The organism is Vibrio bathopelagicus, from assembly GCF_014879975.1.
GTDB lineage: Bacteria > Pseudomonadota > Gammaproteobacteria > Enterobacterales > Vibrionaceae > Vibrio > Vibrio bathopelagicus.
Genome location: NZ_CP062500.1, coordinates 2,510,805 through 2,536,687, shown reverse-complemented (window position 1 = coordinate 2,536,687; position 25,883 = coordinate 2,510,805). Strand labels below are relative to the sequence as shown.

The 25,883-nt window shown below is 43.2% G+C and carries 24 protein-coding genes and 1 riboswitch; of the genes, 16 read left to right on the top strand and 8 right to left on the bottom strand.

Annotated features, from left to right (window positions below):
- Positions 1-8 precede the first annotated feature (8 nt).
- Positions 9-161, top strand: a riboswitch (molybdenum cofactor riboswitch).
- The 11 genes from moaA (at position 150) to IHV80_RS11065 (ending at position 10,313) form a co-directional block, all read left to right on the top strand.
- Entirely contained in the window at positions 150-1,139 is a 990-nt protein-coding gene (gene moaA / locus IHV80_RS11115) for a GTP 3',8-cyclase MoaA (RefSeq protein ID WP_017632500.1), read from the top strand. Its footprint overlaps the riboswitch before it by 12 nt.
- 90 nt (positions 1,140-1,229) lie before the next feature.
- Entirely contained in the window at positions 1,230-1,742 is a 513-nt protein-coding gene (moaB, locus tag IHV80_RS11110; protein ID WP_004734027.1) for a molybdenum cofactor biosynthesis protein B, read from the top strand.
- Positions 1,743-1,753: 11 nt separating this feature from the next.
- A complete protein-coding gene (gene moaC, locus IHV80_RS11105; protein WP_004734026.1) occupies positions 1,754-2,233 on the top strand; it encodes a cyclic pyranopterin monophosphate synthase MoaC in 480 nt (159 codons plus the stop codon).
- Entirely contained in the window at positions 2,230-2,475 is a 246-nt protein-coding gene (gene moaD / locus IHV80_RS11100) for a molybdopterin synthase sulfur carrier subunit (protein ID WP_192889091.1), read from the top strand. Before moaC ends, moaD begins: the two co-directional genes overlap by 4 nt.
- Positions 2,476-2,477: 2 nt before the next feature.
- The gene (moaE, locus tag IHV80_RS11095) at positions 2,478-2,933 is read left to right on the top strand and encodes a molybdopterin synthase catalytic subunit MoaE (RefSeq protein WP_192889090.1); all 456 of its coding nucleotides are present in this window, start codon (positions 2,478-2,480) and stop codon (positions 2,931-2,933) included.
- A 664-nt stretch (positions 2,934-3,597) separates the two neighbouring features.
- On the top strand, positions 3,598-5,229 hold the full coding sequence (locus IHV80_RS11090) for an ABC transporter substrate-binding protein (protein WP_192889089.1): 1,632 nt from the start codon (positions 3,598-3,600) through the stop codon (positions 5,227-5,229).
- A 116-nt stretch (positions 5,230-5,345) separates the two neighbouring features.
- A complete protein-coding gene (gene oppB, locus IHV80_RS11085) occupies positions 5,346-6,266 on the top strand; it encodes an oligopeptide ABC transporter permease OppB (protein ID WP_004734022.1) in 921 nt (306 codons plus the stop codon).
- Between the two features lie 15 nt (positions 6,267-6,281).
- Entirely contained in the window at positions 6,282-7,184 is a 903-nt protein-coding gene (gene oppC, locus IHV80_RS11080; protein WP_065111287.1) for an oligopeptide ABC transporter permease OppC, read from the top strand.
- A gap of 42 nt (positions 7,185-7,226) precedes the next feature.
- Positions 7,227-8,198, top strand: a complete 972-nt coding sequence (oppD, locus tag IHV80_RS11075; RefSeq protein WP_192889088.1) for an ABC transporter ATP-binding protein — start codon at positions 7,227-7,229, stop codon at positions 8,196-8,198.
- Complete coding sequence (gene oppF / locus IHV80_RS11070) at positions 8,195-9,181, top strand: murein tripeptide/oligopeptide ABC transporter ATP binding protein OppF (protein ID WP_004734019.1); 987 nt, start codon at positions 8,195-8,197, stop codon at positions 9,179-9,181. The genes oppD and oppF overlap by 4 nt, the downstream gene beginning before the upstream one ends.
- Positions 9,182-9,374: 193 nt before the next feature.
- The gene (locus IHV80_RS11065; protein WP_192889087.1) at positions 9,375-10,313 is read left to right on the top strand and encodes a glutathione S-transferase family protein; all 939 of its coding nucleotides are present in this window, start codon (positions 9,375-9,377) and stop codon (positions 10,311-10,313) included.
- Here the strand turns inward: IHV80_RS11065 and IHV80_RS11060 are convergent.
- From IHV80_RS11060 to IHV80_RS11050, 3 genes are all read right to left on the bottom strand, one after another.
- Positions 10,310-11,314, bottom strand: coding sequence for a GGDEF domain-containing protein (locus tag IHV80_RS11060; protein WP_192889086.1), 1,005 nt, complete (start codon positions 11,312-11,314; stop codon positions 10,310-10,312). The genes IHV80_RS11065 and IHV80_RS11060 overlap by 4 nt on opposite strands.
- Positions 11,315-11,435: 121 nt before the next feature.
- Complete coding sequence (gene pta, locus IHV80_RS11055; protein ID WP_102266328.1) at positions 11,436-13,601, bottom strand: phosphate acetyltransferase; 2,166 nt, start codon at positions 13,599-13,601, stop codon at positions 11,436-11,438.
- A 147-nt stretch (positions 13,602-13,748) separates the two neighbouring features.
- Positions 13,749-14,945, bottom strand: a complete 1,197-nt coding sequence (locus tag IHV80_RS11050) for an acetate kinase (RefSeq protein ID WP_122046999.1) — start codon at positions 14,943-14,945, stop codon at positions 13,749-13,751.
- 344 nt (positions 14,946-15,289) lie between these two features.
- Between IHV80_RS11050 and yfbV the strand changes: the two genes are divergently transcribed.
- The 3 genes from yfbV (at position 15,290) to IHV80_RS11035 (ending at position 18,747) form a co-directional block, all read left to right on the top strand.
- On the top strand, positions 15,290-15,742 hold the full coding sequence (yfbV, locus tag IHV80_RS11045) for a terminus macrodomain insulation protein YfbV (RefSeq protein WP_017084030.1): 453 nt from the start codon (positions 15,290-15,292) through the stop codon (positions 15,740-15,742).
- Positions 15,743-16,038: 296 nt separating this feature from the next.
- Positions 16,039-17,004, top strand: a complete 966-nt coding sequence (locus IHV80_RS11040; protein ID WP_192889085.1) for an ABC transporter substrate binding protein — start codon at positions 16,039-16,041, stop codon at positions 17,002-17,004.
- Between the two features lie 276 nt (positions 17,005-17,280).
- On the top strand, positions 17,281-18,747 hold the full coding sequence (locus tag IHV80_RS11035) for a sensor domain-containing diguanylate cyclase (RefSeq protein ID WP_192889084.1): 1,467 nt from the start codon (positions 17,281-17,283) through the stop codon (positions 18,745-18,747).
- 68 nt (positions 18,748-18,815) lie between these two features.
- On the opposite strand, the gene dusC is transcribed toward IHV80_RS11035, so the two are convergent.
- The gene (dusC, locus tag IHV80_RS11030) at positions 18,816-19,772 is read right to left on the bottom strand and encodes a tRNA dihydrouridine(16) synthase DusC (RefSeq protein WP_192889083.1); all 957 of its coding nucleotides are present in this window, start codon (positions 19,770-19,772) and stop codon (positions 18,816-18,818) included.
- Between the two features lie 67 nt (positions 19,773-19,839).
- Positions 19,840-20,394, bottom strand: coding sequence for a prepilin-type N-terminal cleavage/methylation domain-containing protein (locus IHV80_RS11025; protein WP_192889082.1), 555 nt, complete (start codon positions 20,392-20,394; stop codon positions 19,840-19,842).
- Positions 20,395-20,605: 211 nt separating this feature from the next.
- Between IHV80_RS11025 and IHV80_RS11020 the strand changes: the two genes are divergently transcribed.
- Positions 20,606-21,226: a YecA family protein gene (locus tag IHV80_RS11020; RefSeq protein ID WP_017111100.1), complete on the top strand. Its 621-nt coding sequence runs from the start codon at positions 20,606-20,608 to the stop codon at positions 21,224-21,226.
- 124 nt (positions 21,227-21,350) lie between these two features.
- Here IHV80_RS11020 and dsbB read toward each other — a convergent pair whose 3' ends face one another.
- Both dsbB and nhaB read right to left on the bottom strand, forming a co-directional pair.
- The gene (gene dsbB, locus IHV80_RS11015; protein WP_192889081.1) at positions 21,351-21,875 is read right to left on the bottom strand and encodes a disulfide bond formation protein DsbB; all 525 of its coding nucleotides are present in this window, start codon (positions 21,873-21,875) and stop codon (positions 21,351-21,353) included.
- Positions 21,876-22,006: 131 nt separating this feature from the next.
- Positions 22,007-23,599 carry a Na(+)/H(+) antiporter NhaB gene (nhaB, locus tag IHV80_RS11010; RefSeq protein ID WP_192889080.1) on the bottom strand — a complete coding sequence of 531 codons (1,593 nt, stop codon included), beginning with the start codon at positions 23,597-23,599 and terminating at the stop codon, positions 22,007-22,009.
- A 640-nt stretch (positions 23,600-24,239) separates the two neighbouring features.
- Between nhaB and fadR the strand changes: the two genes are divergently transcribed.
- Complete coding sequence (fadR, locus tag IHV80_RS11005; RefSeq protein ID WP_192889079.1) at positions 24,240-25,079, top strand: fatty acid metabolism transcriptional regulator FadR; 840 nt, start codon at positions 24,240-24,242, stop codon at positions 25,077-25,079.
- Positions 25,080-25,252: 173 nt separating this feature from the next.
- Here the strand turns inward: fadR and IHV80_RS11000 are convergent, their stop codons facing one another.
- Positions 25,253-25,732 (bottom strand): YehS family protein, encoded by a 480-nt coding sequence (locus IHV80_RS11000; RefSeq protein WP_192889078.1) that lies wholly within the window; start codon positions 25,730-25,732, stop codon positions 25,253-25,255.
- Positions 25,733-25,883 lie beyond the last annotated feature (151 nt).

Here is a 25,883-nt window from a genome sequence, read left to right as displayed (position 1 = left end):
ATAACGCTCAGTTGCCATAACTCCGAGCTCTCGCATGCTAAGTCGCACAGTGGTATTTGCTGTACCGATACGCATCAAGAGCCAGTGACATGTTGTCACAAGGGCTTAATTGGAAATGATTATGCCTCCCGTGTTTGGAAAGGTGTTCCGTGGCGCAACAATTCGAAGATAGATTCCATCGCAAATTTTATTATTTGCGCTTGTCGGTTACAGACGTCTGTAACTTTAAATGTACTTACTGCTTGCCAGATGGTTATAAACCGTCAGGGCAAAAAAACTCGTCTTTTTTAAGTGTTCCCGAGATCAAACGTGTTGTAAAAGCGTTTGCAGATTGCGGTACCTCAAAGATCCGCATTACAGGCGGAGAGCCGAGTCTGCGTAAAGACTTTCCTGAAATCATACATACCGTTGCTTCTACTCCAGGCATCGAAAAAGTAGCCACGACAACCAATGGCTACCGCATGGAGAAACAAGTAGGTCAATGGCGTGATGCTGGTTTAACCCATATAAACGTGAGCGTGGATAGCTTAGATTCACGCATGTTCCATCAGATCACTGGTGAGAATAAGTTTACTGAGGTTATGCGAGGTATTGATAAGGCGTTTGAGGTTGGCTATGAACAAGTCAAAGTCAACGTGGTATTGATGAAAGACCTCAACAGTCAGGAATTACCAGCCTTCCTTAATTGGATCAAAGACAAACCCATTCAATTACGTTTTATCGAGCTGATGAAAACCGGCGAGATGGACGAGTTGTTCGATAAACACCATGTATCTGGCGTTGCGATTCGTAATCAGCTTATTGCTAACGGTTGGCTGTTAAAAGTCAAAGCTGTTAACGATGGCCCAGCACAAGTGTTTGTTCACCCAGACTACAAGGGTGAAATTGGTTTGATCATGCCTTACGAGAAAGACTTTTGTGAGAGTTGTAACCGTCTGCGTGTTTCTGCGACCGGTAAACTTCACCTATGTCTGTTTGGCGACCACGGTGTTGAGCTGAGAGATCTGATTCAAGAAGATCAACAAGAGCAAGAGCTCATTGATCGAATTCAGGCTCAGCTTCAAACCAAGTCCGTTAGCCACTTCTTGCATGATGGCAACAGCGGCATGACTCCAAACTTGGCGTCAATCGGCGGTTAACCCGCTATATACTCTAAAGCATTTTATCGATCAGCTTCTTTAAGCTGGTCGAATCAGTCTAATCATTGAAAAATTTATATAGGTGAACAAATGGGTCACGCAGAAAGCAAATTTCAAGCAGCAAACATCGCAGTACTAACCGTTTCAGATACTCGTACAGAAGAAAATGACACGTCAGGTGGTTACCTAGCTGAGCATGCTAAAGAAGCAGGTCACAACGTAGTTGATAAGCAAATCGTTATCGATGACATGTATAAGATTCGTGCGATTGTCTCTAAGTGGATCGCGGATGAAAGCGTTCAAGCTATTATGATCACGGGCGGTACTGGTTTCACATCTCGTGACAGCACACCTGAAGCGCTTAAGCCACTATTTGACAAAGAAGTAGAAGGCTTTGGTGAGCTATTCCGTCAAGTGTCTTACGAAGAGATCGGTACATCGACGATTCAATCTCGTGCGATTGCGGGTTTTGCTAACCACACGGTTATCTTTGCGATGCCTGGTTCTACAGGTGCGTGCCGCACAGGTTGGACTAAGATCATCAAGCAACAGATGGATGCGAGTCACCGTCCTTGTAACTTCATGCCACATCTTTCTGTATAGGTGATTTGAGCATGAGTCAATTTACACACATTAACGCGTCTGGCGAAGCAAATATGGTCGATGTATCGGCTAAAGCAGAGACAGTACGTGAAGCGAGAGCAGAAGCTTTCGTTCAAATGTCTGCTGAAACGCTAGAGCTGATTGTTTCTGGCAGCCACCATAAAGGTGATGTTTTTGCAACGGCACGTATTGCTGGTATTCAAGCGGCGAAGAAGACGTGGGACCTGATTCCACTGTGTCACCCTTTGCTGCTGACTAAGGTCGAGGTTCAGCTTGAGGCTATCGAGTCTGAAAACAAGGTTCGAATCGAATCAGTATGTAAGCTTGCTGGTAAGACAGGCGTAGAAATGGAAGCGCTAACGGCGGCTTCTGTTGCTGCACTAACCATTTACGATATGTGTAAAGCTGTTCAGAAAGACATTGTTATCGAGAATGTACGCTTGTTAGAGAAGACAGGTGGTAAATCAGGTCACTTTAAGGTGGAATCATGATTACTGTACTGTTCTTTGCTCAAACTCGTGAACTTGTCGGTATCGATAGCGTTGAAGTTGATGCGCAGTTCAAGACTATTGAAGCGATTCGCAGCCATCTTGTGCAGCAGGAAGGTAAATGGGACATCGCTTTGGAAGAGGGCAAGCTTCTGGCTGCGCTTAACCAATCAATCGTACCTTTGGCTACTGAAGTGAAAGACGGTGACGAAGTGGCTTTCTTCCCACCTGTAACTGGAGGCTAGTCATGGATTCAAGAGTAGTAGTGACTGCTGAAGACTTCTCTGTTGCTGATGAGTACGTATTTCTCTCTGAAGGGACCTCTGCAGGCGCTGTAGTGACCTTTGTTGGTAAAGTTCGTGACATGAACCTTGGCGACAATGTGACTGGCTTGTCTTTAGAACATTATCCGGGGATGACAGAGAAATCGCTGAGCGAGATTTGTGATCAAGCTGAAGCACGCTGGCCTATCCTGAAGATGCGAGTGATTCACCGCGTTGGTGACCTAGATATCGGTGACCAGATTGTTTACGTTGGTGTATCAAGTGCGCACCGAGGTGCAGCCTTTGAAGCTTGTGAGTTTGTTATGGACTTCCTGAAAACCAAAGCGCCGTTTTGGAAAAAAGAAAGAACGACAGAAGCGACTCGTTGGGTAGACTCTCGCGATTCAGACGCGAAAGCTGCAGAGCGTTGGGAAAAGTAAGCTATCCCTTATCGTGTCTCGTCCTTAACGTGAAAACACATTTCAGGTTGGGACGTAAATAACAAAAAAGCCGACGTTGAACGTCGGCTTTTTTGTACGTGCTACAAAGTGATTTATAAATAAATACTGTATTTAATAAATGGTTAAGCATTCAAGGTGCATATAAATTCTAGGTGGGGTTTTGTCTGGTTTGGTGCAGTGTTGAATCTGTTTTGGTGCGGCGCATTATGCTGTTTTGTAAAAAGTGATAATCCTCACAAATAGTGTAGTCTGTTTAGGTGATATGTGATGTGCAATTAGATTTCATGTGGCATTAATGTTAATTTGCCGGCAGTGTTCTAGCATAAGATGCTAAAAAAAAGTATCAACACAGATACATCAACACTAAAGGCTGTTTTTTAATAATTACTTATGTGTAACTCACTATCTATTAGGTTTTTATTAGAGATTTACACTGATACCTTGAATGCTTCGGAGAATTATCCGATTTTTTGCGACTTGTTTATGGCAAATTACTTCAATGGTTGATAGTGTGTGCCTCAATCTTTGTAAGGTTTTAGATTTTTATGCTTAATTTTTGAGCTAAAGGAATCTAAATCACTGCCGTTCAGTGAACCAGGCAAAGAAGTCATGGATGCAATACGAAAAACTTGGAGTTTATTAAATGTACAAGAATAAAATCACTCAGGCCCTTCTTCTAGGTGCTGGTTTGGCAGTGGCTGCCACTTCTACTCTTTCTATCGCTGCTGAAGTTCCAGCAGGCACAGAACTAGCAAAAGTTCAGGAACTTGTTCGCGGTAACGGTACTGAAGTTGCGACTATCGACCCACACAAATCTCAAGGTGTACCAGAATCTCACGTAATTCGTGATCTTCTAGAAGGTCTAGTGAACCAAGACGGCGAAGGTAATACAATCCCAGGTGTAGCCGAAAGCTGGGAAACGACAGACAACAAAACATTCACTTTCCACCTACGCAAAGACGCAAAATGGTCTAACGGCGATCCTGTAACAGCTGAAGATTTCGTTTACAGCTGGCAACGTGCAGTTGATCCTGCCACTGCTTCTCCATACGCTTGGTACATGGAATATACCAAGATGGTGAACGCGAAAGACATCGTCGCGGGTAAGAAAGACAAGAGTGAGCTAGGCGTTAAAGCTGTAGATGCGAACACACTTGTTATTGAATTAGAAACAGCGGTACCGTACTTCGTAATGATGATGGGCCACACAACAGTTAAGCCAGTACATAAAGCAACTGTTGAGAAATATGGCGACCAATGGACTAAACCAGGTAACTTTGTTGGTAATGGCGCATTTGCTGTTGATAAATGGGTTGTTAACGAACGCCTAGTACTTAAGCGTAACGACCAATACTGGAACAACGATAAGACTGTTCTAAACAAAGTAACGTTCCTGCCAATCGAAAACCAAGTAGCGGAAATGAACCGTTTCCTATCTGGTGAAATCGACTTCACAAACGAACTTCCAGTAGAGCACTTCAAGCGTCTTAAGAAAGAACACGCTGAAGATGTATCGGTAGCGGGTAACCTATGTACTTACTACTACATCTTTAACACTAAGAAAGCACCATTTGATGATGTTCGTGTACGTAAGGCTATCTCTTACGCAATTGACCGTAATATCGTAAGTGACGCAATTCTAGCGCAAGGTCAAAAACCAGCTTACTTCCTAACGCCTGAAATTACAGCGGGCTTTAACCCTGAACTTCCTCAATACGGCAAGATGTCTCAAAAAGAACGTAATGACGAAGCTGCTCGTCTTCTTGAAGAAGCGGGTTACGGTAAAGATAATCCACTTAACTTCAACCTACTTTACAACACTTCTGAAAACCATAAGAAGATTGCTGTAGCGCTGGGTTCTATGTGGAAGAAGACACTGGGTCTTAAAGTAACGCTTGAAAACCAAGAGTGGAAAACTTACCTATCTTCTAAAGATTCAGGTGATTTCGAAGTAGCACGTGCTGGTTGGTGTGGTGACTACAACGAAGCGTCGTCATTCCTAACGCTAATGAAGAGTAACAACACTACCGGTGGTGTTCACTACGATAGCGCTGAGTACGACCAAATCATTGATAAAGCACTTAACTCTACATCAGCAGAAGAGCGTGAAGCACTTTACCTAGAAGCTGAGGCGTTAATGGCTAAAGACATGCCTATCGCACCTATCTACCAATACGTGAAATCACGTCTACTAAATCCGCACGTTGGTGGTTTCCCGACTAACAACGCGGAAGATAAGATCTTCTCGAAAGACTTATACATCAAAGCTCAATAATAAGAGCTTCGATTCTAAAAAGTTAATATAACTATAACGATACAGACACTACATGCGCAGGGCGCGCATGTAGCGTCTTTCTAATTTTAATTGTCACAGACTGAAAGAGTGAGTTTATGCTTAAATTCATTATGAAAAGGATATTTGAAGCGATTCCAACCATGTTGGTGTTGATCACTATATCTTTCTTTCTCATGCGTTTCGCACCGGGTAACCCGTTTTCAAGCGAGCGTCCATTACCGCCAGAAGTTATGGCTAACATCGAAGCTAAATACGGCTTAGATAAACCTGTATTTGAACAGTACACCACGTACTTGACCAACATCCTTCAGGGTGACTTTGGTCCATCTTTTAAATATCAAGATTACACAGTAAATGAGCTGATTGCCGTTGCGCTTCCAGTATCGGCGAAGGTAGGTTTTGTTGCCTTTATCTTCACACTATTGATGGGGGTAACGGTCGGAACCATTGCCGCCTTGAAGCACAACACTTGGATCGACTACACCATAATGTCGACCGCCATGCTCGGGGTGGTGATGCCATCCTTCGTGTTGGCACCAGCGCTTATTTACCTATTCTCTCTACACTGGCATATATTTCCAGCAGGTGGTTGGCACGGTGGTACGTACATGTACATCGTCCTACCCGTTATCGCGATGTCTCTTCTATACGTAGCAACCTTTGCTCGTATCACTCGCGGTAGCATGATTGAAACCCTAAACAGTAACTTTATCCGTACAGCTCGTGCTAAAGGTCTAAGTTACCGTTATATCGTTCTTAAACATGCGCTTAAGCCAGCAATGCTACCTGTTGTTTCATACATGGGGCCTGCGTTCGTAGGTATCATCACAGGTTCAGTTGTTGTTGAAACCATCTTCGGCCTACCGGGTATCGGTAAGCTGTTTGTTAACGCCGCGTTTAACCGTGATTATTCGTTAGTAATGGGTGTAACCATTTTGATTGGTTTCCTATTCATCTTGTTCAACGCAATCGTTGATATTTTACTAGCGCTTATTGACCCGAAAATTCGCTACTAGCAGGGACGCATGGTTATGTTGAAGAAAAAAGAAAACTTAGAAGCGATCGAAAAATTCTCTGAAAGTTTGGAAATTGAAGGTCGTAGTTTGTGGCAGGATGCGCGTATTCGTTTTATGCGCAACAAAGCGGCGATGATCAGTCTGTTCATTCTAATTATCATGGTGCTATCGGTAATCTTCTTACCTATGTTGGCGCAGCATGCTTATGATGATACTGACTGGTACGCAATGCACGTTGGCCCAAATGCTGATCACTGGTTTGGTACTGACAGTTTAGGTCGTGACCTATACGTTCGTACGATGATCGGTGGCCGTATTTCTCTTATGGTTGGTGTGATGGGCGCATTCGTAGCAGTACTGATAGGTACGCTTTACGGTGCAGCTTCAGGTTTCATTGGCGGTCGTACTGACCGAGTGATGATGCGTATCCTGGAGATTCTATACGCCGTACCATTCATGTTCCTAGTGATCGTACTGGTGACGTTCTTTGGTCGTAATATCGTACTTATTTTTGTTGCTATCGGCGCGATTGCTTGGCTCGATATGGCGCGAATCGTACGTGGTCAAACGTTGAGTTTACGTAGTAAAGAATTCATTGAGGCTGCGCACGTATGTGGTGTCAGCAAATGGAAAATCATTACACGTCATATCGTACCGAACGTATTGGGTATTGTTGCGGTTTACTCAACGCTACTTATCCCGAGCATGATCCTTACAGAATCATTCTTATCTTTCCTTGGTCTTGGTGTTCAAGAGCCTATGACAAGTTGGGGCGCGCTATTACAAGAAGGCTCGCAAACAATGGAAGTTGCTATTTGGCAACTGGCATTCCCAGCGGCATTCATGGTAGTTACGCTGTTCTGCTTTAACTACGTAGGTGATGGTCTGCGCGACGCGCTTGATCCAAAAGACAGATAAAGAAATAGCAATTAAAAGCTATAAAAGATTAAGGAAGCAATAATGAGCTTATTAGATGTCAAAGATCTGCGCGTCGAATTTACCACGCAAGATGGTACCGTAACCGCAGTAAACGACCTGAACTTCTCACTCAACCAAGGCGAAACGCTGGGTATTGTTGGTGAGTCGGGTTCGGGTAAATCTCAAACGGTATTTGCACTGATGGGACTGCTGGCTAAGAACGGCATCATCTCAGGCAGTGCAAAGTTTGAAGGTAATGAGATTCTCAATCTACCTGAGAAAGCACTGAACAAAGTTCGCGCTGAACAGATCGCGATGATCTTCCAAGACCCAATGACTTCACTGAATCCTTACATGAAAGTATGTGATCAGCTGATGGAAGTTCTTATGCTGCATAAAGGCATGGGCAAAGCGGAAGCGTTCGAAGAATCAGTACGTATGCTGGAGGCGGTTAAAATCCCTGAGGCACGTAAACGTATTACCATGTATCCACACGAATTTTCTGGCGGTATGCGTCAACGTGTGATGATTGCAATGGCTTTGCTATGTCGTCCAAAACTACTGATTGCTGATGAACCAACAACGGCACTGGATGTAACCATTCAAGCGCAAATCATGGAATTGTTGAACGAGCTTAAAGATGAGTTCAATACAGCAATCATCATGATCACCCATGATTTGGGTGTGGTTGCGGGCTCTTGTGACAAAGTACTTGTGATGTACGCGGGTCGTACCATGGAATATGGCACGGTAGATGAAATCTTCTATGAGCCTAGCCACCCTTATGCGGAAGGCCTGCTTAAAGCAATTCCTCGTTTGGATACCGAAGGTGAGATTCTACCGACGATTCCAGGTAACCCACCCAACTTACTTCGTCTACCAACCGGTTGTCCTTATCAGGAGCGTTGTCACCGTGTAATGGACCGTTGTAAGCAAGAAGCACCAATTTTGCAGCCATTTGCGAAAGATCGCCAGCGTGCTTGTTTTTCTGATTGGGAGACTTGGACAAAATGAGTAAAGAATTACTATTAGATATTAAAAACCTTAAGGTTCACTTTAGCATTGCGGCTAAGTCAGCTTGGCCTTGGGCTAAACCATCAAATCTTAAAGCGGTTGACGGTGTTGATGTTCACCTTTACGAAGGTGAGACTCTGGGTGTGGTAGGGGAGTCTGGCTGCGGTAAGTCAACATTTGCACGCGCAATTATTGGCTTAGTTGAGGCAACTGAAGGCGAGGTTATGTGGTTAGGTCAAGATCTGACTAAGATGCAGGAAGTGAAGCGTCGTGAGACTCGTAAAGAGATTCAGATGATCTTCCAAGATCCGCTAGCATCGCTTAACCCACGTATGTCAGTTGGAGACATTATTGCTGAGCCTCTACAAACTTTCTATCCTGAGCTTTCTAAACAGGAAGTGAAGGACAGAGTTAAAGAGATGATGGCAAAGGTTGGTCTACTACCAAACGTAATCAACCGTTACCCACATGAATTCTCTGGTGGTCAGTGTCAACGTATTGGTATCGCACGTGCACTTATCTTGAAGCCTAAGATGATAATCTGTGATGAGCCGGTTTCTGCTCTGGATGTATCTATCCAAGCTCAAGTAGTTAACCTTCTTATGGAACTACAGAAAGAGTTAGGTTTGTCTTTGGTATTCATCGCGCACGATTTGTCAGTGGTTAAGCACATCTCTGACCGTGTATTGGTGATGTACTTAGGTAATGCTGTTGAACTAGGTGAATCAGATGCCTTGTTCTCTGACCCTAAACACCCATATACCAAAGCACTGATGTCTGCAGTTCCGATTCCAGACCCACGCTTAGAGCGCAGCAAAACGATTCAGATGCTGGAGGGTGATCTCCCATCACCAATTAATCCACCATCAGGTTGTGTGTTCCGTACTCGTTGCCCTGAAGCAACCGAGGCCTGCGCGCAAACCAAGCCAACTATTCAAGGCGATGACGTACACGCAGTATCTTGCTTGCACGTACAAGTCTAGAAGCCATTTAAAACGGTTCAGCCTGTGACAGGCTTAAGCGCAACTTTTTTATGAGTTGCGCTTTTTTTGTGCCCAACATTCCTCTTCAACAACCTTCTTCAAATAATTCGAACAACTAAGCCAACTTCTTCTAGTTTTGAAACAGTTGGCTTTTCTTATACTAAAGAAAAGTGTGGATGACAGAGGTTTGGATATGGGCAAGTTAGTTGAAGGTGTTTGGCACGATGTGTGGTACGACACCAAAGAAAGCGGTGGTAAGTTCGTTCGTGAAGATGCGGGCTTTCGCAGTTGGATCGAGAATAAGACCGGTGCGCAATTTGAGCCAGAAAGTGGCCGTTATCATCTATACGTATCGTTAGCATGCCCTTGGGCACATCGAACCTTAATCTTCCGAGAGCTGAAAGACCTAACTGATCATATTGACGTGACAGTGGTTTGCCCCGATATGATGAATGAAGGTTGGCAAATGGGTTTGCCTGAACCTCTGTTTGGTCATACTCGGATGCACCAAATCTACACTCAAGCCAAATCTGACTACTCAGGCCGAGTAACGGTTCCAGTACTGTGGGACAAGAAAACCAACACCATCGTCAGTAACGAGTCCTCTGAAATTATCCGCATGTTCAACTCAGAATTTAATGAGTTAACAGGCAACACCGATGATTATTATCCGTGGGAGCTAGCCAAGAAGATTGATGAGTGGAATGACTATATCTATCCAAGCATCAATAACGGTGTTTATCGTACTGGCTTTGCAACCACACAAGAAGCTTATGAAGAAGCGTATGACGCGTTATTTGAGGCGTTAGATAAAGTAGATGCGCATCTGAGTGAACATCGTTATCTAGCGGGTAATGACATCACAGAAGCAGACTGGCGCTTGTTTACCACTTTAGTTAGATTCGATGCAGTGTATGTTGGCCACTTTAAGTGTAACAAGCAGCGAATTTCAGACTACGTCCATATTCAGGGCTATTTAAAAGAGCTCTACCAGATAGAAGGCATCAAAGAGACGACCGATTTTTATCACATCAAACGTCACTACTATTACAGCCACACAGGTATCAACCCAACCCAAGTTGTGCCGAAAGGGCCTGCACTAGATTTAGAGTCAGCGCATGGACGAGGCTAGGCTTTAATAATCTGATTTCTTCCCGACGCCTTAGCCTTGTAAAGTGCGATATCTGTTCTTTGTAAGGCTTGGTCTAGTTCATTACCCATATATACTTTAGGCAACTCTAATAAACCACCGCTAATGGTCACAGAGATTACGTTGTGGTCTTTCTTTACTTTCAACTTTTCAATTGAATATCTGATTCGATCAGCCTTGTTCAAAGCACTGTCAAAATCCTTTGCACCAAAAATAATACAGAACTCTTCTCCACCCACTCTATAAACTTTGCTGCTTGGAAGCGTCATTGTTGCTAGTTGAACAACGGCTTTAAGCACTTCATCACCCGCACTATGGCCGTATAGGTCGTTGACTGATTTAAACCAATCCAAGTCAAAGTGTAAAAGGTAGCAAGTCGTACTGTTGCGTAATTCATTCGAGACATATTGTTGGAGTGCTAAGCGGTTACCTGCACCGGTTAAGGTGTCCGTCTTCGCGAGTTGCTCTAAACGTTGTTGCACGCCTAATCGGATCGTTTCGTGGTTATAGGCTATAACCCAGATCATTACGTAAGGAATCAGAAAATTCACTAAAGCAAAAGGATAAACATCCTGAACAAACAAGTTTGGGAAGTAAATGAGTGTGGTTGCCACTAGCATTGAAAAGGTGGCGATTGAGCCAACAAGCCTATCGAAGAGTAATTGATAAAGGGCTGGTAAAACATAAACCCACATCACTATAGCTGAATTGGTTTTAGTGTTGGCGAACCCGTAAAGCAAGCCGATAGTTACCGTTGCGGCAATAGCAAGCGGCTGCCAAGAAAGCTTTTGATTTTTCTTAACCTTGTAATAGACATGGACGAAGGTTGACGAAATTAGTATTTCCATCATTCCCAAGACGTAATCATGGCTAATGAAGAAGTTTGTCATGGCAACAACGAGAACGAACAGCGCGAGTATAATGCTCACATTTTTGAGTACAAGATCTCTAATCGTAATGTTATTGGCAAATTCTATAGACATGGGATTCACTTAATAAAATATCTAATTGGAATGGTATACCTTATTTGAGTCAAAAAAAACCCTAGACGTATATCTAGGGTTTTATTACTTAATTCTCTAAAGACTAAACAGTATTAGAAAATTAGTTAATTACTTTTTCTTCAGCTTGAGCTGCTTGGTCTGCTTGGATAGCCGTTAGAGCTACTGTGTAAACGATATCGTCTACTAGAGCGCCACGAGACAAGTCATTTACTGGCTTGCGCATACCTTGAAGCATTGGACCGATAGACACTAGGTCTGCTGAACGCTGTACAGCTTTGTAAGTCGTGTTACCAGTGTTTAGGTCTGGGAATACGAATACTGTCGCTTTACCTGCAACTGGAGAGTTAGGCGCTTTAGAAGCGGCTACGTTTTCCATGATTGCTGCGTCGTACTGAAGAGGACCGTCGATCACAAGATCAGGACGTTTCGCTTGAGCAAGTTTGGTAGCTTCACGTACTTTATCTACGTCTGCACCTTTACCAGATTCACCAGTAGAGTAAGAGATCATAGCAACGCGTGGGTCGATACCGAATGCCGCTGCAGAGTCAGCAGATTGGATAGCGATTTCAGCAAGTTGCTCAGCTGTTGGATCTGGGTTGATCGCACAGTCACCGTATACAAGCACTTGATCAGGCAGAAGCATAAAGAAGATTGAAGATACGATAGAAGCATCAGGTGCAGTCTTGATGATCTGGAACGGAGGAACGATTGTGTTCGCCGTTGTGTGAACAGCACCAGAAACTAGACCGTCAACTTCACCCGCTTCAAGCATCATAGTGCCTAGGAATACTGAATCATTTAGCTTTTCGCGAGCAACAACTTCAGTCATACCTTTAGCGCCACGAAGTTCTACTAGACGAGCTACGTAGTTTTCGCGAACAGATGCAGAATCGATGATCTCAACGCCAGCGCCTAGTTCAACACCTTGTTGTGCAGCAACGCGACGGATTTCGTCTGGGTTACCAAGAAGCACACAAGTTGCGATACCGCGCTCAGCACAGATAGAAGCTGCTTTAACAGTACGTGGCTCATCACCTTCAGGAAGAACGATACGCTTAGCCGCTTTACGAGCAAATTCAGTTAACTGGTAACGGAATGCTGGTGGGCTTAGACGACGAATGCCTTGAGTACCTTCAGATAGAGAATCAATCCAAGGGCCATCGATGTGGCTAGCAACGTGATCGTTAACGAATTCGATACGCTCTTTATCGTCTGCAGGTACTTCTAGGTTGAAGCTCTGTAGGTTAAGAGACGTCTGCCAAGTGTTACCTTGAGCCTTGAAGATCGGTAGACCTGAAGCGAATGCTGGTGCGCAAAGGTTAGCAATGCTTTCTGGAATGTCGTAACCGCCAGTCAGTAGGATTGCGCCAATTTCAACACCGTTTTTCGCAGCAAGAGCCGCAGCAACGATAACGTCAGGACGGTCTGCAGAAGTTACTAGCAGTGAACCTGGCTTGAAGTGCTCAATCATGTGCGGTAGAGAACGTGCACAGAAAGTGATGCTCTTAATACGACGAGTTGAGATTTCACCTTCGTTAACGATTTCAGCGTTAAGGTGCTTAGCCATATCAACCGCACGAGTAGCGATTAGGTCGATGCTCCATGGCACACAGCCAAGAACACGGATAGGGCTAGAGTTGAAGATTTGCATTACTTCAAGGTTCGCTTGTTGAGCGCTATCTGCATCATCGAAGATTTCAGAAAGGTCAGGGCGAGTACGGCCAGCTTCATCAACAGGTGCATTCAGTTTGTTAATAATAACGCCTGAGATGTTCTTGTTTTTAGTGCCGCCAAAGTTAGAACATGCTACTTCGATGTGCTCTTTAAGCTGGATAGGGTTGTATGTACCCGGAGTCGCAACGAATACGATCTCTGCACCTAGTGTTTTAGCGATTTCCGCGTTCACTTGGTTAGCAAATGGGTGCTTACGAGTAGGTACTAGACCTTCAATTAGCGTTACTTCTGCGTCTTTGTTGATTTTGTTGTATTGCTCAACAACAGACTCTAGAAGCTCGTCCATTTTTTCGCTACCGATCAAAGCTTCAGCTTTAGTCATTGCGATTGGCTCACCAATCTTAATGTCGCTGTTTGCACTGATGATAGTAGACGTTAAATCAGGTTGGTTACCACCGCTGCGAGGTTGAGCGATTGGCTTGTAGAAAGAAACACTTACGCCCTTACGCTCCATAGCGCGAAGAACACCCATGCTAACACTAGTAAGACCAACACCAGCGCTTGTAGGGATAAGCATAATAGTACGGGACATTGACGAACACCTTTGACTATTGGAAATAAAAAAAGCTCAACTGCTATTCCCACCGATATTTAAATTGGGGTAGGAATAGAAGTTGAGCCCCATTTTCGTAGTATGAAAAACTGACTAGCTTCGAGTGAAGCTAGTCAGAAAAATCAATTAAAGACCTGCTAGTTTCGCAGTGTCTTCAGCAATTACTAGCTCTTCGTTAGTAGAGATAACCATTGCAGGGATACGGCTGTTAGCTGTAGTGATAGTACCTTCGCCGCCGAAACGTGCTTTAAGGTTAGCTTCGCCATCAACTTCGATGCCGAAGATGCCTAGGCGGTTAAGAACCATTTCACGGATTGGGCCAGAGTTCTCGCCGATGCCGCCAGTGAAAGTGATTGCGTCTAGACGACCTTCTAGAGTTGCAGTGTAACCAGCAACGTACTTAGCTAGACGGTGACAGAACACGTCCATTGCACGAGTTGCTTCTTCTTTCTCACCGTAGTTGTCTTCAACGAAACGACAGTCAGAAGTCACTTCAGTTAGACCCGCTAGGCCAGACTCTTTAGTTAGCATGTTGTTGATTTCTTCAACAGAGTAACCAAGAGCGTCGTGTAGGTGGAAGATGATCGCAGGATCTAGGTCACCACAACGAGTACCCATTACTAGACCTTCAAGAGGAGTAAGACCCATAGAAGTATCTACAGACTGACCGTTCTTGATTGCACATACAGATGCGCCGTTGCCTAGGTGACAGTTGATGATGTTAACTTCTTCAACTGGCTTGTTTAGTAGACCAGCAACTTCACGAGTAATGAACAGGTGAGAAGTACCGTGCATGCCGTAACGACGGATGCCGTGCTCTTTGTACAGGTTGTACGGTAGAGCGTATAGGTAAGACTCAGAAGGCATTGTTTGGTGGAACGCAGTGTCAAATACAGCAACGTTTTGTAGGCCAGGGAAGTTCTTTTGAGCTGCTTCGATACCGATAAGGTGAGCTGGGTTGTGAAGAGGTGCAAAAGTTGCAGCGTCTTGAATACCCTTAAGTACTTCATCAGTGATAAGTGCAGATGAAGTGAACTGCTCGCCACCGTGTACGATACGGTGACCGATAGCGCCAAGGTTAGCTTTAAGCTCAGGCTTAGAAGCAAGAATAGTTTCTACCATGAAAGATAGTGCTTCTACGTGAGCTGCGCCCGCGCCTAGTTGTGCTTCGTGCTTGCCATCAAGTTTCCACTTCATACGAGCTTCTGGAAGACCAAGACACTCAGCAAGACCAGTTAGGTGCTCAGCACCTGTTTCTGCATCAACAACAGCAAATTTAAGAGAAGAACTACCACAGTTTAAAACTAAAACTAGCTTAGACATTAATGACTACCTGTTTATTTTTCTGATCGAAATCAGTTAAGGATGAAAATTAATCTCAAGAATAGTCGAAGCACATAGGCTTGCGTACTAACCTTGGTCAAAAAAACGTTAATTTCCGTATTAAAGTGAAAGCGCACTTTTTCAGAAAAAGAGGCTTTTGCATTCCTTGCAGAAGTCGTCCCAAAGTTGCTTAAATTGTAAATAAGGGCAACAATGAGATTGAGGTCTGCAAATAATAGCGATATTGTGCAAATATAACAAAAAAATTTGAAAGAATATTATTTTTCGTCAAATTTTTGTGTTTTTAGTTGATGATTTCAACTTTTTTTTAATGGGAGACTCATATGAGTAATAGAGTTGGTTTAGCGAGCAGTTTAAAAGATGGCCAAAAGTACATGGATCTCTGGCCTGTTCGAAAAGAGTTAAACGCTATCTTCCCTGAACAGCGCATCATTAAAGCCACTCGTTTTGGTGTGAAAGTGATGCCAGCGATAGCTGCTATTAGTATTCTTACACAAATGGTCTTCAACAATTATCATGCGATGCCGCAAGCTGTGGTTATGGCGTTGTTTGCGATCAGTTTGCCACTTCAAGGCATGTGGTGGTTAGGTAACCGTTCGAACACTCAATTACCGCCAGCATTGGTTTCTTGGTATCGAGAGTTGCATGAGAAGATCAGTGAAACGGGTTTTGCATTGGAACCCATGAAACCACGCCCTCGTTATAAAGAATTGGCGATTATTTTGAATCGCGCCTTCCGCCAGTTAGATAAATCTTCAATGGAACGTTGGTTCTAAGAATATCTGATCTTTCCCATCGTCTGAGGACAACTGCACATCAATGATGGCTTGTTCTCAGATTCGTTCCGTTTAATCTTGATTATTCGTTTCACTTATCTCTTGTTATTCACTTCGTTTCTTACCCACTAACTCAATCAAACTTACCTTTTCTCACATAATTCGAGCCTTGTTGTGTTTTTGTTAAATATCACTTCAACTTATCAATGGTTACTGGTAATACTATCAATAATGAATTTGGTGTTGTTCTCTTTCGATCGAGCAATAACAACGAGAGCTTGATGAAGGGAGTATTGATGGGTTCTGTAAGAAGAATATTAACGGCGGCTTTGAGCTGTTTTCTGTTGCTATGGACTGGCAACGTGATGGCAAATATCGCCAAAGTCTCGGTTTCACAAGTTGTCGACCATCCTGATCTGAACGCGACACGTTTGGGGCTTCTTGAAGGGTTAAGAGCGAAAGGTTATGAGCCAGGAAAAAATCTAGAGTTCTCCTATGAGATGGCCGATGGTAGTCCAGCGCAAGCGGCAAAAATAGCAAGAGAGTTAGCTAGCGAAAACCCTCACGTATTAGTTGGTATAGCAACACCTACCTCGCAAGCATTGGTCTCCGCGACCCGATCTATTCCAATCGTATTTACCGCTGTAACCGACCCGATCGGTGCAAGACTAGTCAAACAGCTAAATAACCCCGGAAAAAACGTGACCGGTCTTTCTGATCTCTCTCCTGTGTCGCAACACGTATCTTTGATTAAAGAACTACTCCCCAAGGCAAGTTCAATTGGTGTTGTCTACAATCCTGCAGAAGCCAATGCGGTTGCATTGATTAAGCTATTGAAGAAAGCAGCGCGAGCGAATGGACTCAAACTTTATACCGAAACGGCACTGACTATTGATGATGTGGAATCAAAAGCTGAATCTGTCGCTAAGAAGTCAGATGTTATCTACGCGCTGACCGACAACACGGTAGCAAGCGGTATTGAAGATCTAATCCAAGCAGCAAATCAATCGGGTACTCCTGTCGTCGCTGGGGCAACATCTTATGTAGGGAAAGGCGCCATTGCTGGATTAGGGCTAGATTATTATGACGTAGGCGTTCAAACCGCAGATTATGTGGCAGCGATACTTGAGGGACAAAAGCCCGGAAAGTTGAATGTGAGAACAGCGAAGAGCTCTCAGCTTGTCGTCAATTTGGAAGCGGCTCGTGAACTAGGTGTAACCCTTCCTCAGTCTGTGATCGATCGTGCGATTGTTAGCCGATAGAAATAGGCAGAATGGTGACTATACGTGGTATATAAATTACTTTGTTAACAGAATTGAAATTAACGAAGAGGAACGGGGAATTAACTCAATATAATGGCTACATTGCTCTAATTTATTCTTTTATAAGTGATTATTTTATTCATTTATTATTAACTATTTGGCCGTCAGCTATGCCGTTAATATGAATTTACATTATTTTACATCGATAGGTTTGCTGATTAATGTCATAATATTAACGGGATAAATGAAAATAGCTAAGCGCTAAGAGCATATTATATGAAAGTTAACAGGCACTTTAGCCTTACCTTTGTATTTGGTTTTCCCGCGATCATTGCAGCCATGTTGTTTGGTATCATTGCCAAAAATCATGTTGAAGGTGTAAGACAAGAGATATCTGGAGAGTTTCACAGAGTAGAAGATGTCTTTAGCCGCACGACTAAGGTCGTGACTGCGCTTGATTATAGCTTTTCAAATTATTACAAATCCACTCATCCACTTTCGTTAGACCATAACAAGCAAGTGATTGGTGGTTTATGTCAAATCTGGCCTATTGATGGACTGTTGTTGGCAGAAGGAAAAACCACAGACATCCCTTCTGTAGACATCGACTACATGCTCGTTGGTGATGAGATGCTATGCACCGAGTCGAGCGATAGCTACCGAAGCGCATCTGAAAAAATCTCACTAGCGCCAATCCTTTCTTTTTTGTCTCAATTGGATAAGTACCATGCTGGGGTCAACTTCATCGCTTCCCAAGGGTATGTTATCTCTTCACCTGAAGATTTTGCTAAAGGCTTAAGCAAAGAACTACTCTCAACGATTAAGAGCCGTCCATATTGGCAAAAAACAGCAAATAACCCAGAGAAATTAACCTTGTCAGGGCCAGCTTATCGTTTAGATTCGCTAAGGCGAGCCATGAGCATGACGATCCCCGTTTTTCATAAAGGTGAACACCAAGGGATGTTATCCGTGGATATCGATGCGAGTAAACTTTTCGAGAGTGCGAGCGAAAATTTAGCGGGACGGATTGATATCATCGATACAACTCGTACGTTACCTAGCGATAACTCCGTTCTGTACCGAGAGATTGAATTAGAAGGTGTCGCCTCTCACCATGCAATGTATTACGAATTTGATTTAGTTGCGGAGCTAAAGAACTTCTTTATACATGAAAAAGACAGCCTAATCGTCGCTATTATCGTATACCTGTTCTCGGTTACGATTTTCTTTTATGTTAATTCCAATATCGAACGTGGCTATTTCAAAGAACTTGCAGCCAAAGACCCAATGACAGGGTTATTGAATCGACGTGGTTTAGAAGCGTTTTGGCGCAGTGTGGAACATGATCAGTTGTTTGCTTTAACGGTGTTCGATATCGATGATTTCAAGTCGATAAATGACACCTTTGGCCACGATAAAGGTGACGATGTAATCCGCTATATGTCACGCCAGATAAGCAATAGCATTCGAAGTAGTGATGTTGCAGCAAGATTTGGTGGTGAAGAGTTCGTTGTCTACATGAAAGGCGATGATCGAGAAACATTGATCAGAACATTACAACGCGTAAAAAGTGCGGTTTGTTCTAAATCTGCGGATATCACCCCTAATGGCTTCACGGTATCTGGCGGCGTGTGTATTGTTGAAACAGAGCAAAGCAAACTCAATTTTGAAGAGATATTTAAGTACGCCGATGAAAAACTGTACGTGGCTAAGACGACCGGTAAAGACCGAATCGAGTTTTAACCACGTTATTGAAGTCTAGTGCTGTTAAGAAGGAGAAAGGCTGATGGCTCTTCTAGGCTAAGACGTAGTTAAGCTGAGTGGAAATGCTCTTCTTGATAACGTTGTAGGCGCTCCACGATAGGCGGCGCTTTCTTGAAAGTACGAATTTCTTTAAACAGTTCGTTCGCTTCAGGGTAACCTTTACTTAAATAGACAAACCACTGCTTCACTCTATTGGGGTAGTACATGCCTTTATCCCCCTTAATTTGAAACTCTGAATAGCGCAGTAAAAGCGCGATCACTTTATCCCACGGCATTTTCTGGTGGTTGTGCTTAACGACATTACCAAGGTTTGGAATATTAAAAGCGCCGCGGCAGACCATTAATGAGTCGACGCCTGTTGCCTCAATGCAATCTTGACAATCTTGATAGTTCCAAATTTCCCCATTTGCGATCAACGGTAGAGAGGTTTTCTCTCTTATTTGATTGATGTAATCCCATTTGATTTCACTGGCTTTATAGCCGCCAACTTTGGTTCGTGCATGCACGGTGAGTTCGTCAGCTTTTGCTTGCTCGATAGCGTCGACAATTTCAAAGCACTCTTCAGGGTGTTCCCAACCTAATCGAATTTTAGCGGACACGGGAATGTGAGCAGGTACCGCTTCACGGCAAGCTTTCACTACTTGATAGATGAGCTCTGGCTCTTTTAGCAGTGACGCTCCACCATTACTTTTGTTTACCGCTTTCGCAGGGCACCCAAAGTTAATATCGATGCCTTTAGCGCCTAAACTGGCCGCTTGGAAGGCATTTTCAGCCATCCAATTTGGATGCTGTCCAAGAAGCTGCAGGTGAATAGGTACACCTGCCATGGTTTGAGAACCTTGATGTAATTCAGGACAAATACGGTGGAAAACATGCGGGGGAAGAAGTTGATCAACGATACGTACGAACTCTGTGACACAGAGGTCATAGTCATTAATCTCTGTAAGAATTTCGCGCATTAGATGATCAAGAACGCCCTCCATAGGGCCCAGTATTACTCGCATGTTTTGTCCAAAATTGTCATCCTAAAATTAGGAGGCGTGATTGTACGGTGTGTTAGGTAGATTGTCACTAAGGAGCGGTGTTTGCCATTTCACGCGTTACTCTTACCTCTCCGGTAATCGGAGAATAATAAAGAATAGGCAAGCGTTCGGATGCGGTAAAACTTGGCGTGTAGTAGTAATAGCATTCTGGTGTTCCTGTATACCAACTAACAATGGCTTCGTCAGAAGGTAGAATAAAGCCAGTATCATATTGCGAACGCGCGATAAGATCAGAATCAATTAGAGAATTCCAAAGTGCTACACATTGATCGCCTTCCACTGTTGGAGGCGCAGTTGGTACTTGCTCTCGAACCGAGATTGGAAAACCAGTTTCAGACGGATATACATCGCCTTCACCATAATTCACCACTTGGTCGAAATCTGGTTCACCATCGACAAGCCATTGTGAATGGTACATATCAATGCTGTTTCTGAACGCTGAAAACGCACCTTGCGCTAATGCTTCATGAGCATCTCGCTGAACACCAAGAAAACGAGGCGCAGCGGTGACTGCTAAAACACCCAAAATAACGATCACAACAACAAGTTCGAGTAATGTAAAACCTTGGGATTTTGATTTCATGTTGAATACGCCTAAATGTAACTGAATGTTTATGGCAGCGTTTTACACCCAAGATTCTGATTATCAAAGCGAAATAAGTGAAAATGCAATAATATTTGAATAGCAATGGTTTGCGTATGATTGTCGGTTAGAAAACAGAGGGAAGTGGTTGGCGACATCTTAGCGGGGATAACGTTATAATATCGAAAATGCCCCAATATCCAGAGCTTTCATGACATATCAATTATTAAGCCTACCAGAACAAGTCACAGACATTACACCGCAGTTTATTGAAGGTGCGATTCTTGCGTCTAATCTAGCGACTAAACCATTAGATCCAGAAGAATGGCTAGCTATCGTCGCGCCTGAAGCGGGTAAAGAGCTGGTAACAATAGTGACAGAACAAATTAACCGTCAGCACAACCTGATTCAGCGTAGTGAATACTTACTAGCAGATGTGTTTGCGGAAGGTGACTTTAACGAGCAATTCGCTGATTTCGCTGAAGGCTTTATGATGGTTTGGCCAACGATCGAAGAGCAGTGGCAAAGTGTGACAGTGGCGGATGGTACGCTACGTATGCTACAAGCGCTGTTAACTACATTGATGCTGGCGATTGATGAAGAACAAACCCAACAGCAAATGGTCGCTGCTGGCCTTCAAAATCCGCCATCGCTTGCAGACTTGGTTGGTCAGATTGATTTGATGATTTCTGAAGTGGCACTTGCGGCAGATGAAGCCATGCTGGGTAATAAGTCACAAAGCGTGAACCCATTTAAAGACATTGGTCGAAACGATCTATGTCCGTGTGAAAGTGGCAAAAAATTCAAGCAATGCTGTGGTAAAAACAGCTAATAGCGCATGACTGACAAATTAAGTCTGAGTGAACAACAGACTTTTTTTCGGTGATAAAAGCTTAAGTGATAAAAAGTCGACCAATTGGTCGACTTTTACGTTTCTGAACATGATGAGCTAATTGTTAGTCATTCTTTGATTTAACGAATTGAGAAACTACAACAAAGCCGAAAGCAACCAAGTTACCCGCGAAGATAATGACCAGCCATTGAGGCATAGAAAGATCTAAGAACTGCCAAACAACTTTGCTGCAGTCGCCGTAAGCTTCAAACATCCACGGAGCCCATTGGTTTAGAGGTGCCCAGCTAGGGAAGGTGACGAATAAATCACAGGTTGCGAAAGGAGACGGGTTGAACTGGTAATCAACGTGCTCTAAAGCAAGCATCAAACCCTTGTATGCGCCAAATCCCCAACCAGCAAGGCCTAACCAACGTGATATCGGATTATTTGGCGCAATAGCACCAATCATTGCAGCGACACCGATAGCAAGCATGGCAACGCGCTCATAGATACACATCACGCAAGGGCCAAGCATCATTACGTGCTGGAAGAAAAGGGCGCATGCTTCAAAAAATAGTATGAAAGCCAGCAGTAAAAGCCAAGATAAACGTCCCTTAGAGAAGTCTTTGAGCATTGCAAAAAAGTTCACGAATTTAATCCCGTCTATAAAATAAAAAAGCTCTGAATACTCAGAGCTTTTTATCTTGGATAAGTTTCCTAATCAACTAATATTTTTGATTAGTTAGATACACTTATTGTGTTTCGCAACACAAAATCAGATTAGTGACCACCAGAAACCACTGGAGCAACGACTTCACCAGTGCGCTGAATGATCCAACCTGCATCGTAGAACCAAGCTGTCATCGGTTCAACAAAGAACACGATACCAGCAAGGCCCACAAGAGCCAGTACGATAGTGTATGGCAAAGCCATGATAACCATGCGGCCGTAAGACAGTCGAATTAACGGGGCAAGTGCCGATGTTAATAAGAATAGGAATGCAGCTTGGCCGTTTGGCGTAGCAACAGAAGGTAGGTTAGTACCTGTGTTGATAGCAACAGCAAGTAGGTCAAATTGGTCACGAGTGATGATGCCTTCAACCAGTGCAGTTTTCACTTCGTTGATGTAAACCGTACCGACGAACACGTTATCTGAAACCATCGATAAGATACCGTTGGCCACATAGAATAGTGCAAGCTGTGCGCCTTTATCTTCAACGTGAAGTACTGCATCGATCACTGGCTTAAATAGTCCCTGGTCAATGATTACCGCAACGACAGCGAAAAAGACAGCAAGAAGTGCAGTAAATGGTAGCGCTTCTTCAAAGGCTTTACCCATCGAGTGCTCTTCAATTACACCAGTAAACGCCGTGGCTAAGATGATAACTGAAAGGCCAATCAAACCTACTTCAGCGACGTGAAGCGCTAGGCCAACAATAAGCCAAACTGCGATTGCACTTTGAACCCATAGTTTTGCTACGTCTTGTTTTGTACGGTTTGCGCGTTCTTTGTTGTCAAATTCAACTAAGATTTGGCGAACGTTATTTGGCAGTTCTGCACCGTAGCCAAATACTTTGAATTTCTCTACAAGTGCACAAGTGATAATGCCGCAGATGAATACAGGCAATGTTACTGGCAGCATACGGATGATAAATTCACCGAATTCCCAGCCGGCTTGCTTAGCAATCACTAAGTTTTGTGGCTCGCCTACCATGGTCATTACACCACCGAGTGCTGTACCCACACCTGCGTGCATAAGCAGTGAACGTAGGAAAGCACGGTAATTTTCTAAATCATCACGAGTTAACTCAGAGATCTCTTCATCATGGGTATGATCGTGTGCAGACGTAGTGCCTTTTCCTGATGCCACCTTGTGGTAGATAGAATAGAAGCCAACAGCAACGCTGATTACAACGGCGATTACCGTTAATGCATCTAGGAATGCTGATAAGAAAGCAGCTGCGACACAGAAAGCGACAGAGAGTAAGGCTTTGGATTGGATACCAAGTAAGATCTTCGTGAAAATGAACAAAAGCAGTTCTTTCATGAAGTAAATACCAGCAACCATGAATACGAGCAAGAGTAATACAGGAAGGTTTGCTTGGAGCTCGTGATAAACCATTTCAGGTTTAGTCATGCCAATGGCGACTGCTTGAATAGCTAATAAACCACCCGGTTGAAGAGGGTAGCATTTTAGAGCCATAGCTAGAGTGAAAATAAACTCAACCACTAACAGCCAGCCCGCAACAAATGGGTCAACTAGGAAAAAAACAAACGGGTTGATGATTAAAAAGGAAATGATGGCAAGTTTATACCAATCAGGAGCTTTACCAAGAAAGTTCTTGATAAAAGCGTTTCCGAGAGACATCGGCATGTAAATCCTCTTTTATGTTGATTATGAATAGAAAAGAAATACAACATTTTGAGAATCGAGCTATAAAATTGATTAAAAACTATAACTAACAGTGACTTAGAAAAACTACATTCCATGTAATGTTCTGTGGTCTTGCCAAGTCACTCCCTTAGAAACTCAAGCACTGCTTATTTTTGAGCGCAACTCTACTCTTAGATAACATTTAGTCAACAGGAAAAGCCCTGTAGCACTAAAAATACCTCTTTTTTGTTGAGAAACGCGATCAAAGTAGCGCAAGCATACCACTTAAAATGTGATAAAAACCGACTAGAATCAATATTTCGGCGAAATGATTGAAATCAACATAATAAAGACTGTTTATGTGTGATTATTACAACTTAATATTGCATTTTAATTACCCTTTAAATATGACCAATATCGTTGATTTTTAACGTTTTTTGTTGTGTTAATGAGTTGTTGGAATGATGGTTTATAGTCACTTGCTTTCCAAACTCTAGGTGCAAACGTGTACTGAACTTTAGAGCTTTAGCTCTATTGTTATATTTGGGTGAGTAAAGTTTTTGGGGGTATTTCAGCTAGGTAAGACTAGTGGTATGATGAGTAAATTAGAACATAATAATTAAATTGGATTGAAGTGTAGATGGTCATTAAGGCGAAGAGCCCGGCAGGATTTGCAGAAAAGTATATCATTGAAAGTATTTGGAATGGCCGTTTCGCTCCAGGTTCTATCTTGCCCGCAGAGCGTGAGCTTTCTGAACTGATTGGTGTTACACGTACTACGCTTCGTGAAGTACTACAGCGTCTTGCTCGTGATGGTTGGTTGACGATCCAACACGGCAAGCCAACTAAAGTTAACCAGTTTATGGAAACCTCAGGTCTTCATATTCTAGATACGTTAATGACGCTGGACGTTGATAACGCAAGTAAAATGGTCGAAGACTTGCTTGCTGCACGTACCAATATCAGTCCTATCTTTATGCGTTATGCATTTAAAGCAAATAAAGAAGCTTCTGAGCGTACTATTACTAACGTGATTGAATCTTGTGAAGCTTTACTTGCGGCACCGACATGGGATGAATTCCTTGAGTCTTCTCCGTATGCTGACAAGATCAAACAATCAGTGAAAGAAGACGTAGAAAAAGATGAAGCGAAGCGCCAAACGATCTTAGTTGCTAAGACGTTTAATTTTTATGATTACATGCTTTTCCAACGTTTAGCATTCCATTCTGGTAACCAAATTTACGGCCTGATTTTTAACGGCGTTCGTAAACTGTATGACCGTGTTGGCAGCTACTACTTCTCTAACCCGGAAGCTCGTCGTTTAGCCATGGAGTTCTACAAAAACTTGTTTGTTATTTGTGAAAGTGGTGAACGAGAGAATTTACCACTTGTGATTCGTAACTACGGTATCGCAAGCGCACAGATTTGGAACGAGATGAAAACAACGTTGCCAACAAACTTTACTGAAGACGACAGCTAAGTCTTTTCATTAAAGTACGGTTGGTTTACTTATTAAGTAAACGACGTAAAGAAAACAAAAAAGCGGCGAGATAATTTGATTATCTCGCCGCTTTTTATTTATCGCTAGTTGGTAACAGCTTACCAATAGGCAGTAAGTTACCTGTGTGTAATAACTTACTTATGAGTCGTAACTTACCCTGCAAACTCTTCTGAGTCTGGGCGGTTAGTGAACTGAACGCCATTTAAGTAATCACAAAGTAATTGGTCTTCACACACTTTGTAGTTCTTGTTTTCTGGCTTGCGGAAGTAAGCGCCGATCTCGTGTTTACTTAAGCTCACACCAACAATTTCAAGTACATCAAGTACATCTTCAGCTTTCATGTTTAGCGCGATACGTAGCTTCATGAAAATCATGTTGTTCGTTAGTGCAACTTCAGGTTTTGGCTGCTCACCTTCTTTCTTGCCACGCTTCAGGTTGATGAAACCATTTAGAAATACCGCTAACTCTTTGTCTTTCATCGTTGCGCATGACTTGTCGTTATCGTCTTTCAGCCAGTTGATTACTTTATCGTGAGCAACGGTAACGTCAGCTTGTTCAATAGCTTTGATGATTTGTGCATTTTTAAGGTTTAGTGCGTGTTGAATACGACGCAAGATTTCATTGTTAGTCACAGGGTAGTCCTAAAAAGGTATCTGGGAGTGAATATGGCTCCAATCAAATGTATTGGATTTGATAAAGCACACTTTACTCTACATAGCATAGTTGAGGGCGACTCTAACAGAGAACGCTTGTTTTCCATAGATATAAAAAATCCCCATAACA